We start from the raw sequence: 14,806 nt of genomic DNA, 5'->3' as shown, positions 1-14,806 counted from the left end.
TTAAGCATCCAAATGAGGGGTTAATGAGGGAGAGAAAGGGTGCTCATAAATAAGCGATAAAGGATATTTTTTGCCAGCGAGGGCATCTTGAACAGCTTTTAAAACCAATGGGCTACGCGCACGTGCTGATTCTTGTAGTTCATCTACATTCATCCATACCGCAGCAACGATGCCTGTATCTAGTTGTGCATTTTCTTCAACTGAAGTGACATGTGCCAAGAAGCAAAAACGGTAATAGGTACGATCAGGAAACATCGGTGGCGTATAGGTATAAATACCGAGTAAGTGATCAACTTCAACATGATGACCTGTTTCTTCTAAGGTCTCACGAATTGCTGCCTGGATAATGGTTTCATCACATTCAACATGACCAGCAGGTTGATTAAACACGGTATGTACATAGCCCTCGCTGTGTTCTTCGACAAACAAAAAACGTCCGTCTTTTTCGACAACAGTGGCGACTGTGACATGAGGTGTCCAAGCGGTCATAGAAAGCACCATGATTTTAAAAAACGTATTCTACAAAATTTGGGGCAAGATGGCTAGGTTAAAGCCTTTTCTTGTGACTTGTATGCTTTTAATAAAAAATAACCTGAAAACAGGCCTATTACGAACCCAAAACCAAATACGGGACCAAGCATGATTAAAATTTCATTATTATAAATATTTGAAGAATCACTTGTTCCATATAAAGCAGAATAAAAACAAAGGAACAATACTGGTAGAGTTGTTGATAGCCCACCGAGTACACCACTGATTAACACTATTCTAAAATGACTTTTTACTTTGGGGAAAATGATATAGTTCATCAAAAAAGAATAGATGATGGATTGAATACCACAAAACAGAAGTATGAATAAGTACATACCTATTGCACTGGTGATGATAAACCATATTGCTTCTAATACAGTGATGCTGAAAATATACCGAGTAATAACATGTTCGCCAGAGTATATTTCACTAATAGTAGAAAATAATATGATGACTAAAAATATGAGTGAAACAACAAGCGAAGGTAAAATAAAACCCAAATATAAGAGTTTTTTCGATGTTTTGATCATTGTTATCTCTTAATTATGTGGTTACTTGGTTTTATAATCATTCTTCACTTTCACATAATTCAGCGCCGAATAAGGTAAAAATGCTTTCTCTTTATCTGTGAGAGGGCGGACTTGTTGTACTGGACTACCCACATACAGATAACCGCTTTTTAAGACTTTACGTGGCGGCACTAAACTACCAGCACCGATCATCACATCATCTTCAATGATCACGTCATCTAAAACAACGGTATTAATTCCGATTAAGATACGATTACCAATAGTACAACCATGTAAAGTCACATGATGCCCAACAGTCACATCTTCACCAATCACTAAAGGTGAACCGTTTGGTTTAGATTGATTTTTATGGCTGACATGCAACATACAATGATCTTGCACATTACTGTTTTTGCCAATCTGAATTGAGTTCACATCACCACGAATCACGGCAAATGGCCATACTGAAACATTCTCAGCTAATTTGACATCACCAATCACGACAGACATGTCATCGATATAACAGCTAGAATCAATATCAGGTGTTTGGTCTAAATAAGCGCGAATGTTCTTGGTCATAAGGGGCATCAACATAAAAGATAGCGGAATTATAAAATAAAAAAGCACTCGGACTAAATAGTCAGAGTGCTTAATTCACTTATTCAAAAATGAGGATTTAGAATAAGTTACCAAAGAATAATTTAATATGATCAATCATACGTGCAAAGAAACCTGCTTCTTCAATTGGTTTTAACGCAACAAGTGGTTTTTCGGCAATGACTTTACCATCAAGACTAGCAACCAATTTTCCAATCACTTGACCCTGCGCCAAAGGTGCATTGAGTTGTGGTTGTACCACGAGCTGAGTTTTGATTTTATCAGCTTGTCCTTTTGGCATGGTGACATTGAAGTTTTCAGCTAAGCCAATTTGAACGTCATCTTCTTTACCAAACCAAACTTTTGCTTTGGCAATGGCTTGGTTAGCAGGCTGTACATTTGCAGTTTCAAAGTTTGCAAAGCCCCAAGAAAGGAGCGCACGCGTTTGATTGGCACGTTCGTTCATGCTTGGTGTGCCGAAGATCACTGAAATCAGACGCATAGGACCACGTTTACTTGATGTGGTTAAACAGAATCCTGCTTCATTGGTATGACCTGTTTTTAAACCATCTACACTTGGGTCAGTGTAGAGTAACGCATTACGGTTACCTTGTTTAATACCGTTATAGGTAAACTCTTTTTCTGAATAAATCGGATAGTATTTTGAGCTATCCTTAATGATATGTTGCGCCAAGATCGCCATATCTTTTGCAGTCGAGTAATGACCTTCAGCAGGCATACCTGTTGAGTTGATAAAGTTGGTATTGGTCATGCCAAGACGTTTAGCTTCTTGGTTCATCATATGAGCAAATGTACCTTCATTGCCCGCGATGTGTTCAGCCATTGCTTTTGATGCATCGTTACCAGATTGAACAATGATGCCGCGCAGCATTTCAAGCACAGTTGCAGAACCATTTAATGGAACATACATACAAGACTCAGCACTACTTCCACGACACCATGCCGATTCGTTCATGCGGACTTGTTCTTCTTCGGTCAGTTTGCCTTGTAGTAATTTTTGTTCAATGATGAAACTGGTCATCATCTTGGTCATCGAGGCAGGTGCAAGTTTTTCATTTTCATTTTTTGCAGCGAGGATCTGACCTGTTTCATAATCCATTAATACATAGGATTTATTATTTAATTCTGGTGGAGCAGATAGGACAGTTGCTGCATATGAAAAGCTTGGCAAAAGTAGTAATGCAGCAATAGCGCTTTTTCTAGTCATTCTAGGTGGTTCCAATATCTTGTATGGTACGGATGAGCCTAGCATTTTAGGATAAAGCAAAGCCGACTTCTATGGGGGAAGTCGGCTTTTTCATACAGTATTGTAACTAATACATATCGGGGACTTTTATTTGCTCATACCTGATACGTTGATGCGGTTATTTTGAATTAATAATTTCGAACATCTTCGCAAATTTGACGATTCTTTTCATCAGCGGCAGCTTTGGCATCTTTACGCGCTTCGACGAGGAATTTTTGGAAATCTTTTGCTTTTGCCCGTTTATTGAGGGCGTCAACGGCTTTAGATTCTTTTGGTAAGTATTCTTTGACCAAGCGTTCGTAGCCTTGTGTAAACTTCTTATCTTCGTCAATTAAACTTGGACAAATTTCAGAAAGCACATAAATTGCAGCTAACTCTTCTTGCGTTGTTGTTTGCGACATAGGAGTCACTTCAATGTTTTCTGACTCATGTTTTGCATTTGCTGCATATGCAACTGGTGTTAAAGCACTTGAGGCAATAAGCAATGATAAACCTAGTGTTTTAAAAACATTTTTCTTCATAACAAACCAAACTCAAATTAAGACTTAAACAATTTGAATAACTTATAGCATAGAAGAAAAATAAAATTGTATATTTGCTGTAGGGAAAGTGGAGGAAATGTGGTTTTAAAGGCTCGGTGTGTTGAACCGCTGCGGCACTTTAATAATTGATTCATCTTCGAAAATTAAAGAGTTTAATCGCTAGGTTGAGTTGCTTTTGGTCTTGGCTTGACTTGCGATTTATTCTACGACATGATTAAAAAACAATCAAAATATCACGTCTGATGAGACTAACTTTTCAGAATGTTTCAGCAGATTAGCAATCTAAATAATAAATATGTGGCGTTGTGGTCACTCTGCGCAAGCTTCGTTTTTCACAGCAGCAGACTTTGAGTCTAGTAGCTACGCAAGCCTGTTAGGGATCACAGGAGTGCTACTTGATAAGGAGCAGGGTATGGCGACCAAATTTGAGGGCGGTATTGACATCGCATTGAAGTTACCACCACATCAATTCGAAGCGACTGTTGCTTTTTATCGTGATGTTATCGGTCTAAAGCAAATTACAGAAAAGGGAGCGGACGTAGGCTTCGAATTCGGTCCAGTCAAATTGTGGATTGATATCGCGCCAGAGATGAGCCAAGCCGAGATTTGGCTCGAATTATTTACGGATGATTTTGCTAAGGCGGCTAAACATCTTAGTGATGCTGGTGTTGTTCGTTGCGATGCAATTGAACCATTGCCAGAGGGCTTTCGAGGGGGATGGATTACAAATCCAGCCAACATTATCCATATGGTTCGTGAGCCAGATGCTTGGTAATTTCATTGTATTTTTAAGTTGCCAGAGTTGAACTAAATGTGGTTTTAAATCGACCTCTATCATCATTATTTGCCCTTTTATTTCTCCTATGAGGTGAAATAAAAGGGATGTATGCATGTATGAAAGAAGTTTAATATTTAAAACCACAAATAGACGATTCTATTACGCTTCAAAATCTACGACTTCTTGGCACACTGTCTTTTGCTCAGCTCGGTCAACTTCTTTTGTCGCTTCTCGTGCATCTTTTAACAAATCTTTGAACTCGGCATCTTGCTGCAAGCTTTCAAGTGAAGCTGATTTGTCAGAATAGCCACTTAAGTAAGACGCTATGATGGTTTTAATGTTCTGGTCGAACTGGGCATTTTTACCGATCAATTTTGGACACATTTCGATCAGCACTTGCGCATTGGCGATATCATCTTTGATCAATGCATTTGCTTCTTGAACTGAAACCGCTTCATTTGCATAAATTGCTTGCGCTGTTAAAAGTGAGAAAGCAACCCCAAAAACTCGAATAAATTTAGATAAATGTCTCATGATTGTATAAATTTCTAATACTATGAAGTAATAAATATATATAATTCAATGAATAATTCAATTGAAAAAACTGTGTAGTAGACGGGCTATTGACATGTTATCAATACATGGTTGAAGTAGCAGCAAGCGCGAATGAGAGAGACTGGATTTTAGTGAATATTTTAATTGCAAATGATGATGGTGTATTCGCACCTGGGCTCCAAGCTTTGGCTTTAGCATTAAAACCTTTAGGTCGAGTTGTTGTGGTTGCCCCTGAAAGTGAGCGGAGTGGTTACTCAAGTGCATTGACCCTAGATCGTCCTTTACGTCCTATTCAGATTTCCGAAGATGTTTGGGCAGTGAATGGCACACCTGCAGATTGTGTTTATTTATCGACCAATGGACTTTTTGATTTCGAATTTGATCTTGTGGTCAGTGGTATCAACAATGGGGCGAATTTGGGTGATGATGTTTTATATTCAGGCACTGTGGGCGCAGCGTTTGAAGGGCGCTTAATGAAACATCCTGCTATTGCAGTTTCATTAGCAGGAGCAAATGTACGCGCATACGACCACCCTCAACAATATGCACAAGCAGCACAGTGGGTGCATGATTTTATTGCTCAAGGCTTGCCAATTTTACCGCCACGTCATATTTTTAATATTAATATTCCAGATGTTAAACAGATCAAGGGCACTCAAATCACTTATCAGGGACGCAGAGCGCAGTCAAAACCGATTAGTAGTCATGTTGATCCACGTGGGCGACAAGTTTATTGGATCGGTCTAGCTGGTGAGGCAGTAACTGATCCTCAACAGGCTTCGAGTCAGATTCAGTCAGACTTCTTTGCTGTTTCAAGTGGATATGTCAGTGTCACACCTATTCAAATGGATGCAACCAATTACACAGTGTTAGACAATTTGCATAATCATGTGAATGGTAAATAACTTGAATGTTATAACTTTGTGAAGATCGTGCGTGAATGCTCGTTTTTTCTCACTTTTTTGGTACTCTAGGGCGCAAATAGATTAAGGATTTTTCGATGAGGGCGAAGATGCACTTAAACCATGTCTCGATTTTTCAATCACAAAAAATGATCAAAACAATCGTATTGTCTATGGCGGTTGCAACAGCGGCTGTTGTAACAGGTTGTGCATCTAAACCACAGGTGAGCGGTGGTGCAAGTTATACACACGCACCCAACTATTATACTGTTCGCTCTGGTGATACTTTGAGTGGTATCGCAAATCGTTATGGCATGAATTATTTAGATATTGCTGCGCTGAATGATATTGCGCCGCCATATCGAATTTATGTCAACCAATCATTGCGCTTGAAAGGTTCAGCTGCGCAGCGGACTACATCGACGCAAGCAATGGCGCAAACAGCTCCGATTCAGCGTCAAAGTGTCAATTTACCTACCCAACGACCTGTTACCCCACCAACCCAAACAGTTACACCACCGACCCAACGACCTGTTGTTCCAGTCGTGCCTGTCAACCCTCCATCTACTTTAGCCTCTGGCTTACGTTGGGTTAAACCATCAAATGGTCCAATTATTCAAACTTTTAATTTGGCAAGTAATGTAAAAGGCACACGTTACGGTGGCAATGTAGGTGATCCAATCTTTGCTGCTGCAAATGGTCAAGTGGTCTATGCTGCGGATGGCTTGAAAGAATATGGCAATTTGGTCTTGGTTAAACATGTTGATGGTTATATTACTGCCTACGCGCACAACAGCAAAATGTTGGTGAAGAGCGGCGAAAATGTGACTGCTGGACAAAAAATTGCAGAGATGGGTTCTTCAGGAGCATCACGTGTCATGTTGGAGTTCCAAGTACGGTTGGATGGTAAGCCAGTTAACCCAACAACAGTACTCCCTAACTAGTTTCATAACGTAAACAAACCCTCAACAAATTGTTAATAATCTCTAGTCTAACAATAGACTTCTCTGTATACTTATTATGTTTGCTTTTATTAGAACAATAAGCATATTAATAAATTGAGAGGGAAGTTTATGTTAGATCAATTGCGTGCAATGGGGGTTTTTGCTTGCGTTGTAGAAAAAAGCTCTTTTAGCGGAGCCGCCCGGGATTTAGGAATAACAACAAGTGCGGTCAGTCAACAAATTCGTTCATTAGAACAAGAAATGGATGTCACATTACTTCATCGCTCAACACGAAAACTCAGTCTTACAGAGGCTGGACAGGCATTCTTTTTTAGTTGCCAAGAAATGTTGGCTGCGGCTGAGCGTGGCAAAATTAGAATCAATGAGTTGCGCGATGATTTGGTCGGCGATTTACGTATTGCAACTACGCCTGAGCTAGGTGCATTACATGTCGTTCCAGCACTTTCTCATTGGATGTCAGCGCATAAGGGTCTAGCTGTTCATTTTGAAGCAGACCATCGCTATATTGATTTGATTGAAGAACGTATTGATATTGCGATACGTATGAGTTTAAAAGTCGATGATCCTCAACTAACGATTGTTCCTTTAGCGCGTGTCGATCAGGTTTTAGTTGCATCACCTAGTTATTTGAACCAAGCACCCTCAATTACTCATCCGCAAGATTTATGTCATCATGAATTATTGCCCATCACTTTGATGCAAAACGTTCAGCACTTTTCATTTCGTCATGGTTTAAGTGGCGATGTCGTGAATGTTGATATGAAAACACGTTTAGGTACAAATAATGTTTTTGTCGCGAAATCACTGTGTCAACAGGGGCTTGGGATCGCGCGTATTTTATATATGGATGTTCAAAAAGAACTGATCAGCGGTTCATTGGTTGAAGTCCTACCAGATTGGCAACTACCTGTTTATACCTTACAAGCACTCACATCCAAGCGGGAACAATATCCAGTAAAAGTACATCGTTGTATTGATGCACTTAAACAATATTTTGCCCAATTGCCAGGTGGACGTTCCTTACAGGGTGTTGCTTAAGGCGATTGAAATTTCATAGCTTCGAGATTTAAAAAGCCATGCTCCTCAAGGGAACATGGCTTTTTCTTTATTTACGTCGCTTTTTAGCGAAGGATTTAAGGGTTTTAGTCTCGGCTAAAACCTCTTCAGATGCTTTGCTTGCACTGCTGTCTTTCTTACTTTTTTTCCGCTTTTTCTTTTTCTTTGGCGTTTCATCCTCAACGGCATCACCATCTTCGATCGCTTGCCAATATTCCAGTTGTTCCATTACGGCAGCATAGATGGAGTTTTTACTATATCTTCCTTTCTTGTCTAATGTCCCCACTGGGCGCGCCATTAAGATTTCTAAGGCTTGATCAATGGTATCAATCGCATGTACATGGAATTGCCCCGCTTGAACAGCCTCACTTACGTCTTGACGTAGCATCAGATGTTGCATGTTTTGGCGTGGAATAATCACCCCTTGTTTGCCAGTTAGACCTTGCAACTTACATGCATCATAGAAACCTTCAATTTTGGCATTGACACCACCAATGGGTTGAACTTGACCCAGTTGGTTCATCGATCCTGTAATTGCCCAAGATTGATCAATTGGGATCTGACAGATCGCCGAGATTAAAGCTGACAATTCCGCAACGGTGGCACTGTCACCATCGACTTGTCCATAGCTTTGTTCAAAAGCGAGTGCGGCAGAGAAATGTAGAATTTGCTCACGCCCAAAATGCGCTTTGAGGAAACTAGACATCAGTAACACACCTTTGGCATGAAGTGAGCCACCTAACTCTACGCTACGTTCAATATCCAGAATATCGCCGCCACCTTGGTAAACTGAAGCAGTGAGGCGAGAAGGCAAGCCAAATTCAACATCAGCGTAGTGAATTACGGAGAGGGCATTGATTTGACCTAGACGATGTCCTGAGGTTTCGATCAATTGCGTTCCACGCGATAAATCTTGCCAGTACAGCTCACGGAGATAGCCCAAGCGATATTGGCGATGATGCAGGGCTTGATTGACGTGATGATTGGTAACTAGCTTGTCATCCGCTTTAAAGGCATGGTGATGGGCTTCTCGAATGAGATCACCAAGTGTCGAAGCGTGTAATGACAAGGAGCTTTGATCTTCAGCTTGGCGACTAGAGTCCGTCAACAATGCGGCCAACGCAGAACGATCAAAGGGCAATAGCTTATCTGCTTGAACATAGTCGGCGATCAATTGCATGTAAGCCTGTTCGTTACTGTCATTACGTTGTAATGTATCGGTGAAGTCAGCACGAATCTTAAAAACACTACCAAGCTCAGGCTCTATTTCTAAAATTTCATAATAAATTTCAGGTTCTGCCAGTAAAACTACTTTAATATCTAAAGGAACTGCCGCGGGTTCAATCGAAATGCTACCCGTTAAAGTTAGCATGTGTTCCAAAGACGAAAGCTTGAGTTTTCCTGATTTTAAGGCACGTTTTAAACCTTGCCATGCATAAGGTTGTTCAAGTAAATGCTCAGCTTCGAGTAATAGAAAACCACCATTGGCGCGATGCAATGAACCAGGACGGATCAAAGTGAAATCTGTGGTAATGGTGCCATTATGGGTTAACTGTTCGACATGACCCAATAAATTGTAATGGGTTGGGAAGTCTTCAAAAATGACAGGCGCACCACTGTTTGGCTTGTTTGATGTAATTACATTTGCTTGATAGCGCGCTGGCACGCGATTGAATAAAGCAGGGGTAAAATCATCTTCCTCTTGTTCTAAAATAAGCTCAACATTATTAATAATGTCATCAGCATATTGTTTTAAATATTGTTCGAGATGTTCGACCTCTTTATGTCGGCTTAGAATCTGGTTGATCCGTGGCATCACCACTTGTGTTGCAATATCACGATTTAAAGTCGAAACTTGATCTCGCGCATCATCTTCTAAATCACCTAAATGTAGACCTAAACGGTCTAATTTTTTCTCCATATAGCGGAGATTTGATTTGATATCCGCTCGTTCTTGGCTGGTGAGCGTATTTAGGTCATCTTGTGTTAACTCGTGATATTCATCATTCTTGAGTAACATCGGAATAAAGACATGTTTGTCATTTCGAGAAATGAGCTTTAGATCAAGTTCTTCACCTTCTTTGGTGAGTTCAACCAATGCCTGTTGTTGTACTTCGCCTGTGTCTTGGCGAATGCGCTCAATACGATTGTGATAACTCTCTGCGCTAAAGCGACGTTCCAATTGCTTTAAGCTGATTTGCCATGCTTGTTGTAGTGCATTTTGGAACTTTGTACCTTGACCCGCAGGAAAACGCAAAGCAAGTGGCTGTCTTGGGTTTTTGAAATTATTAACATAGACCCAATCATCAGGAGTCGGCATGGTTTTGGCGTGTTGCTGTAGTAAACGTTTAATCATGGTACGTTTACCCAGTCCTGCTGTTCCCACTGCAAAAATGTTATAACCCGAATAGGGGAGTGAAATCCCAGCCTCAACTGAAGCACGCGCGCGATCTTGACCTAAAAAGTTATTCAGCGGTTTTATGCGTTTAGTCGAGCTTGGGATTTTGGCTAAATCTGGAATATGCGTTAGTTGGTCAGCGCGCAAAGCTGTATTTGTCAGTGTTGGTTGTATATCGGGTTGTTCAAAAGCATTTGGAAAAATATTGGTATTTGCTTTAATCGTGTTTGTTGGTGTTAGAGATAAAGTTGTTGCAGTCATTTGGTCGAGTTTTTGGGTCACTATTGCTATCCAACAAAGAAACGAAAGTTAAGTAATTAAAGGTATACAGTTTTGGGTCTAAAGATCAAGCGAACTTGTGTTTTTTATCGACAAAACAAAACAATGATTGCATAAAGCAACTTGCAAGCTGAGGCAAGAAACGATTGAATAGGCACATTTGAACATTTTGGAAAATAATAAGCAATGACGACTCAAGCCTCTGGTTGGGCGGCTGCATTTAAAGCATTTTTAGATCGCCGTGCGCTGATTATGTTTTTTCTTGGTTTTTCAGCAGGTATACCGATCCTTTTAATTTTTTCTAGCTTATCTTTATGGTTAGGAGAGGCTGGTATTGATAAAACTGCGGTGACGTTTTTTAGTTGGGCGGCATTGGGCTACTCATTTAAATTTGTTTGGGCGCCATTGATTGATGAGTTGCCAGTTCCATTTTTGACCAAAACATTAGGCCGTCGCCGTGCTTGGCTGTTGATCGCACAATGCCTGATTATCTGTGCGATTTGTATTATGGCTTTTTCTGACCCTGCACTGGGGCAAAGCTATTTAATTCAAATGGCAGCAGGTGCGGTACTGTTGGGCTTCTCTGCGGCAACTCAAGATATTGTGATTGATGCATATCGTATTGAGTTGGCTGAAACAGAAATGCAAACAGTATTGGCATCGACTTATAATGCAGGCTATCGTATTGGGATGATCGTTGCAGGTGCAGGTGCTTTATTCTTGGCTGCTTATTTGGGTACAGCTAAAGGCAACTATATCTACGAAGCTTGGAAATATACCTATTTGACCATGGCTGCTGTCATGGTGATCGGGATTGTAACCACACTGGTCGTACGTGAGCCACTAGTCAATCGTATTTATAAAAACTATAAGAAAACAGATTATTACCGTTTGGTGTTTGTCTTTTTTATCGCAGTCGCCACATTTGTGATGACTTATATCTATTCTGGTCAACTTACACAGGCGTTGATTCAAGCAACAGCGATTAAAGACACAGCAGCATTATTTGGCTTAGAAGCGTTGAGGTTTTTAACAGCGACAGCCTGTGCTTTATTGATCGGTTTTGGACTGGTCAAAATGGGTGTTGTAAACCAACAGATGGCGAAAGAAACATGGGTCGCGCCGATTCTAGATTTCTTTAAACGTTATGGCGTGAAACTCGCGTTGGTGTTGTTATTGCTCATCGGCTTTTTCCGAATCTCTGATATTATCGCAGGGGTGATTTCCAATGTGTTCTATCAAGACTTGAACTTTAGTAAAGAGCAGATTGCTGAAGCAGTTAAAGTTTATGGTGTCTTGTTTAGCTTAGTTGGTGGTTTCTTAGGTGGTTTGCTGGCACAACGAATGAATATCATGAAGTTGATGTTTATCGGTGCAGTGCTTGCAAGTTCAACCAATTTGATTTTTATTGGCTTAGTAAAATCTGGAAAACCATTAGATCAGGTTCATGTCCAAGTCGGCAGTCAGTCTTATCAAGTACCAACGGATGAAGTGGGTTTCTGGAAGTTACAAGTGCCACCCGCTGTTTTGAGTGAAGCGAACAAAGTTGAAGTCACTGCATCTTATCTCGATAAAGTGCATGAAAAACCGATCTCGATTTCACAACCTTATTTGGTTGGAGATGCACAAAAACCACAAATTCAGATGTTGCCCATCACTAGTAATAATGAAATCACTCTACATGAGCAATCGGGTAGTATCGTGGTGAGAGGACAGTATTTTGGTGAGCCATTAACCGCGACACAAAAAATTGTGGTTGATTTGGATGGTCAAAATTTTGATGCAAAACTAGATCGAAATGGTGTTTTTAGCACTGTGATTGAAGCGAAACAATTGCTTTCTTCACCATCTAAGCAACTTGATGTTGCGGTGTTGGATGGCGATCAGTCGATATTATCTATATCGCATGGTTATCAGTCGAATACTAACCACAGCGTCGGAAATGAACTGGATGTGAATATTGATCCTTTACCACTGATTAATCCTCAGTCTACTCAAGATGTCGAAATCAAGGGTAAAGTCATCAAACAGTATAGTTCTTTATGGTTGTATTTTGCGATTGTGGTGGATAATCTTGCTGCTGGTTTGGCTGGCGCAGCATTTATTGCGTTCTTATCGAGCCTAACCAGTGTTTCTTTTACAGCGGTTCAATATGCTATTTTTAGTTCATTAATGACATTAACACCGAAATTATTGGGTGGCTATTCGGGCACGATGGTCAGCAATATGGGCTACCCGAATTTCTTTTTAATGACGACTTTGATTGGGGTACCAATTTTAATCCTCGTGGTTTGGGTTGCAAAGCTGTTACGCGAGCATGAAAAACCATCAACACAACAGACAGGTGAATAACGATGCGCATGTTACATACGATGCTACGTGTAGGTAATTTAGAACAATCTTTAAAGTTCTACACTGAGGTACTTGGTATGAAATTGCTACGCCAACGCGACTATGAAGAAGGGCGTTTTACCCTTGCTTTTGTTGGCTATGGCGATGAAGAAAACAATACCGTACTTGAGTTAACTCACAATTGGGATACTTCGAGCTATGAGCTTGGTAATGCTTATGGACACATCGCGATTGGTGTGGAAGATGCTTATAAGGCATGTGAAGACATCAAAGCGCGTGGCGGGAAAGTGGTGCGTGAAGCAGGTCCTATGAAGGGCGGTGTAACGGTTATCGCTTTTGTTGAAGACCCAGATGGTTATAAGATTGAGTTAATTCAACAGGATCAAAATGCACGTAATAACTAATTTGAATTCATCTTAAGCTGAAGATTTCTCATTTAAAAGCGCTAGCATTATTTATATAGCCCAGTATGATATGTCGATCAAATGGTCAACAATATTGTATTGGGCTTTATTGTACTTAGTGGGTGAGTAGGAATAAGATATGTTCAAAATTTTGGCACTGGATCGTTTTACATTACTCTTGGTTGCGATGGTTGTACTAGCAACATTTTTACCAGTTTCAGGCCAGATCGCATCTTATTTTAATATTCTCACAACCGTTGCTATCGCGATACTTTTCTTCTTACACGGTGCAAAGTTGTCGCGTGAAGCTGTGGTTGAAGGCATGCTGCATTGGAAGATGCATGCTCTCGTCTTTGCGTTTACCTTTCTACTTTTCCCTGCAATTGGCCTCATGGCCCGACCGATCTTAGAGCCGCTTTTGGGACAGCAGTTGTATTGGGGTTTTCTGTTTATGTGTTTTCTGCCATCAACAGTACAGTCTTCGATTGCGTTTACCTCGATGGCCAAAGGTAATGTCGCAGGTGCTGTATGTAGTGCGTCATTCTCCAATATCATTGGTATGATTATTACGCCTATTTTGGTCAGCTATTTTATTCTTGGACAAAGCCAACATGGTTTTGATCCAACTCAGTCAATTATTCAAATCACACTATTATTATTAGTCCCATTTATATTAGGTCAAATATTACGCCCTTATATTTTTCCTGCAATGCTCAAACGACCAAGTTTAGTCAAGGTATTTGATCAAGGCTCTATTCTAATGGTGGTTTATGGGGCGTTCAGCAGTGCCGTAGTTGCTGGGTTGTGGCAGCAAGTGAGTGGGTTAACACTATTGTATTTGATCCTTGCATGCTCAGTTTTGCTCACCATTGTGATGTTGTTGGCCTTGTATGTACCGAAATGGCTAGGATTCAATCAAGCGGATCAAGCGACAATTTTTTTCTGTAGTTCAAAGAAGACTTTGGCGAGTGGGGTGCCTATGGCGCAAATCTTATTTATAGGACAACCTCTAGGTATGATTGTGTTGCCAATTATGATCTTTCATCAAATCCAGTTGATGGTTTGTGGGATAATTGCCAATCATTGGTCGAAAACAAGACAAGAATAATTCGCTAAATCTATTTTGTTGGCGTATAATGCTCGGCACTTGTTGGCTTTGCTCTGACCTTTAGAGTCTCGGTGAGTCAAAAGAAATGGTCTGTTGTGGTGTTGATCTGCAAGTGTAAAACACTTTGCTTTCCTCGTTTTGAGAGTGATCAATTGCGATAACAGCTTAAGCCTTTCTTACTAATTAGGAGCATCGAGCATGCGCGCCGATATTCATCCAAAATACCAAACTTTAGTTGCTACTTGTTCATGTGGTAACGTTATTGAAACTAAATCTGCTTTAGGTAAAGAAACGCTTTATCTTGACGTATGTTCAGCTTGCCACCCATTCTATACTGGTAAACAAAAGAATGTGGATACTGGCGGCCGTATCGACAAATTCAAACAACGTTTTTCTGGTATGTCACGTTCTATCAAACGTTAATATCAAGAAAACAAAAAACGGGCAATATGCCCGTTTTTTTGTGTCTGTATTTTCTAAATCTCTCTCAACCTTCCTGTTAAAAAGAGAGGAGAAATCCCCCTTTATCAAAGGGGGATTCTAAAAGTATTTAATAGATCAGT

15 protein-coding genes are annotated in these 14,806 nt (G+C 40.4%); 8 read left to right on the top strand and 7 right to left on the bottom strand.

Annotated elements, in window-relative coordinates:
• The 5 genes from MMO38_RS09685 to MMO38_RS09665 all read right to left on the bottom strand — a co-directional run bounded on the left by MMO38_RS09685 (nucleotide 1) and on the right by MMO38_RS09665 (nucleotide 3,425).
• Nucleotides 1-489, bottom strand: a complete 489-nt coding sequence (locus MMO38_RS09685) for an NUDIX hydrolase (RefSeq protein ID WP_004671900.1) — start codon at nucleotides 487-489, stop codon at nucleotides 1-3.
• Between the two features lie 53 nt (nucleotides 490-542).
• Complete coding sequence (locus MMO38_RS09680; protein WP_241323387.1) at nucleotides 543-1,061, bottom strand: hypothetical protein; 519 nt, start codon at nucleotides 1,059-1,061, stop codon at nucleotides 543-545.
• 21 nt (nucleotides 1,062-1,082) lie between these two features.
• On the bottom strand, nucleotides 1,083-1,619 hold the full coding sequence (locus tag MMO38_RS09675) for a gamma carbonic anhydrase family protein (RefSeq protein WP_241323386.1): 537 nt from the start codon (nucleotides 1,617-1,619) through the stop codon (nucleotides 1,083-1,085).
• 97 nt (nucleotides 1,620-1,716) lie between these two features.
• Nucleotides 1,717-2,865, bottom strand: a complete 1,149-nt coding sequence (gene dacC, locus MMO38_RS09670; RefSeq protein WP_005196215.1) for a D-alanyl-D-alanine carboxypeptidase PBP5/6 — start codon at nucleotides 2,863-2,865, stop codon at nucleotides 1,717-1,719.
• Between the two features lie 167 nt (nucleotides 2,866-3,032).
• Nucleotides 3,033-3,425 (bottom strand): hypothetical protein, encoded by a 393-nt coding sequence (locus MMO38_RS09665; protein WP_005196217.1) that lies wholly within the window; start codon nucleotides 3,423-3,425, stop codon nucleotides 3,033-3,035.
• Between the two features lie 433 nt (nucleotides 3,426-3,858).
• On the opposite strand from MMO38_RS09665, the gene MMO38_RS09660 reads away from it, so the two are divergent.
• Nucleotides 3,859-4,221, top strand: a complete 363-nt coding sequence (locus tag MMO38_RS09660; protein WP_241323385.1) for a hypothetical protein — start codon at nucleotides 3,859-3,861, stop codon at nucleotides 4,219-4,221.
• 162 nt (nucleotides 4,222-4,383) lie between these two features.
• Here MMO38_RS09660 and MMO38_RS09655 read toward each other — a convergent pair whose 3' ends face one another.
• Nucleotides 4,384-4,758 (bottom strand): hypothetical protein, encoded by a 375-nt coding sequence (locus MMO38_RS09655; protein ID WP_005196220.1) that lies wholly within the window; start codon nucleotides 4,756-4,758, stop codon nucleotides 4,384-4,386.
• 152 nt (nucleotides 4,759-4,910) lie between these two features.
• On the opposite strand from MMO38_RS09655, the gene surE reads away from it, so the two are divergent.
• From surE to MMO38_RS09640, 3 genes are all read left to right on the top strand, one after another.
• Nucleotides 4,911-5,684 carry a 5'/3'-nucleotidase SurE gene (surE, locus tag MMO38_RS09650; RefSeq protein WP_241323450.1) on the top strand — a complete coding sequence of 258 codons (774 nt, stop codon included), beginning with the start codon at nucleotides 4,911-4,913 and terminating at the stop codon, nucleotides 5,682-5,684.
• A 107-nt stretch (nucleotides 5,685-5,791) separates the two neighbouring features.
• Nucleotides 5,792-6,625: a peptidoglycan DD-metalloendopeptidase family protein gene (locus MMO38_RS09645; protein WP_241323384.1), complete on the top strand. Its 834-nt coding sequence runs from the start codon at nucleotides 5,792-5,794 to the stop codon at nucleotides 6,623-6,625.
• 129 nt (nucleotides 6,626-6,754) lie between these two features.
• Nucleotides 6,755-7,684 (top strand): LysR family transcriptional regulator, encoded by a 930-nt coding sequence (locus tag MMO38_RS09640; protein WP_241323383.1) that lies wholly within the window; start codon nucleotides 6,755-6,757, stop codon nucleotides 7,682-7,684.
• A 67-nt stretch (nucleotides 7,685-7,751) separates the two neighbouring features.
• Here the strand turns inward: MMO38_RS09640 and MMO38_RS09635 are convergent, their stop codons facing one another.
• Nucleotides 7,752-10,382, bottom strand: a complete 2,631-nt coding sequence (locus tag MMO38_RS09635) for an AAA family ATPase (RefSeq protein WP_241323382.1) — start codon at nucleotides 10,380-10,382, stop codon at nucleotides 7,752-7,754.
• A 183-nt stretch (nucleotides 10,383-10,565) separates the two neighbouring features.
• Between MMO38_RS09635 and MMO38_RS09630 the strand changes: the two genes are divergently transcribed.
• The 4 genes from MMO38_RS09630 to rpmE all read left to right on the top strand — a co-directional run bounded on the left by MMO38_RS09630 (nucleotide 10,566) and on the right by rpmE (nucleotide 14,666).
• On the top strand, nucleotides 10,566-12,731 hold the full coding sequence (locus tag MMO38_RS09630; RefSeq protein WP_241323381.1) for an MFS transporter: 2,166 nt from the start codon (nucleotides 10,566-10,568) through the stop codon (nucleotides 12,729-12,731).
• A 2-nt stretch (nucleotides 12,732-12,733) separates the two neighbouring features.
• Nucleotides 12,734-13,135 (top strand): lactoylglutathione lyase, encoded by a 402-nt coding sequence (gene gloA, locus MMO38_RS09625; RefSeq protein ID WP_241323380.1) that lies wholly within the window; start codon nucleotides 12,734-12,736, stop codon nucleotides 13,133-13,135.
• A gap of 139 nt (nucleotides 13,136-13,274) precedes the next feature.
• A complete protein-coding gene (locus tag MMO38_RS09620) occupies nucleotides 13,275-14,243 on the top strand; it encodes a bile acid:sodium symporter family protein (RefSeq protein WP_005196235.1) in 969 nt (322 codons plus the stop codon).
• Nucleotides 14,244-14,441: 198 nt separating this feature from the next.
• The gene (gene rpmE, locus MMO38_RS09615; RefSeq protein ID WP_004671881.1) at nucleotides 14,442-14,666 is read left to right on the top strand and encodes a 50S ribosomal protein L31; all 225 of its coding nucleotides are present in this window, start codon (nucleotides 14,442-14,444) and stop codon (nucleotides 14,664-14,666) included.
• Nucleotides 14,667-14,806: the final 140 nt, after the last annotated feature.

This window comes from Acinetobacter sp. NIPH 1852 (assembly GCF_022549455.1).
Taxonomy (GTDB): Bacteria; Pseudomonadota; Gammaproteobacteria; order Pseudomonadales; family Moraxellaceae; genus Acinetobacter.
The sequence above is the reverse complement of the archived record's forward strand: the minus strand, read 5'-3'. Positions and strand labels throughout refer to the sequence as shown.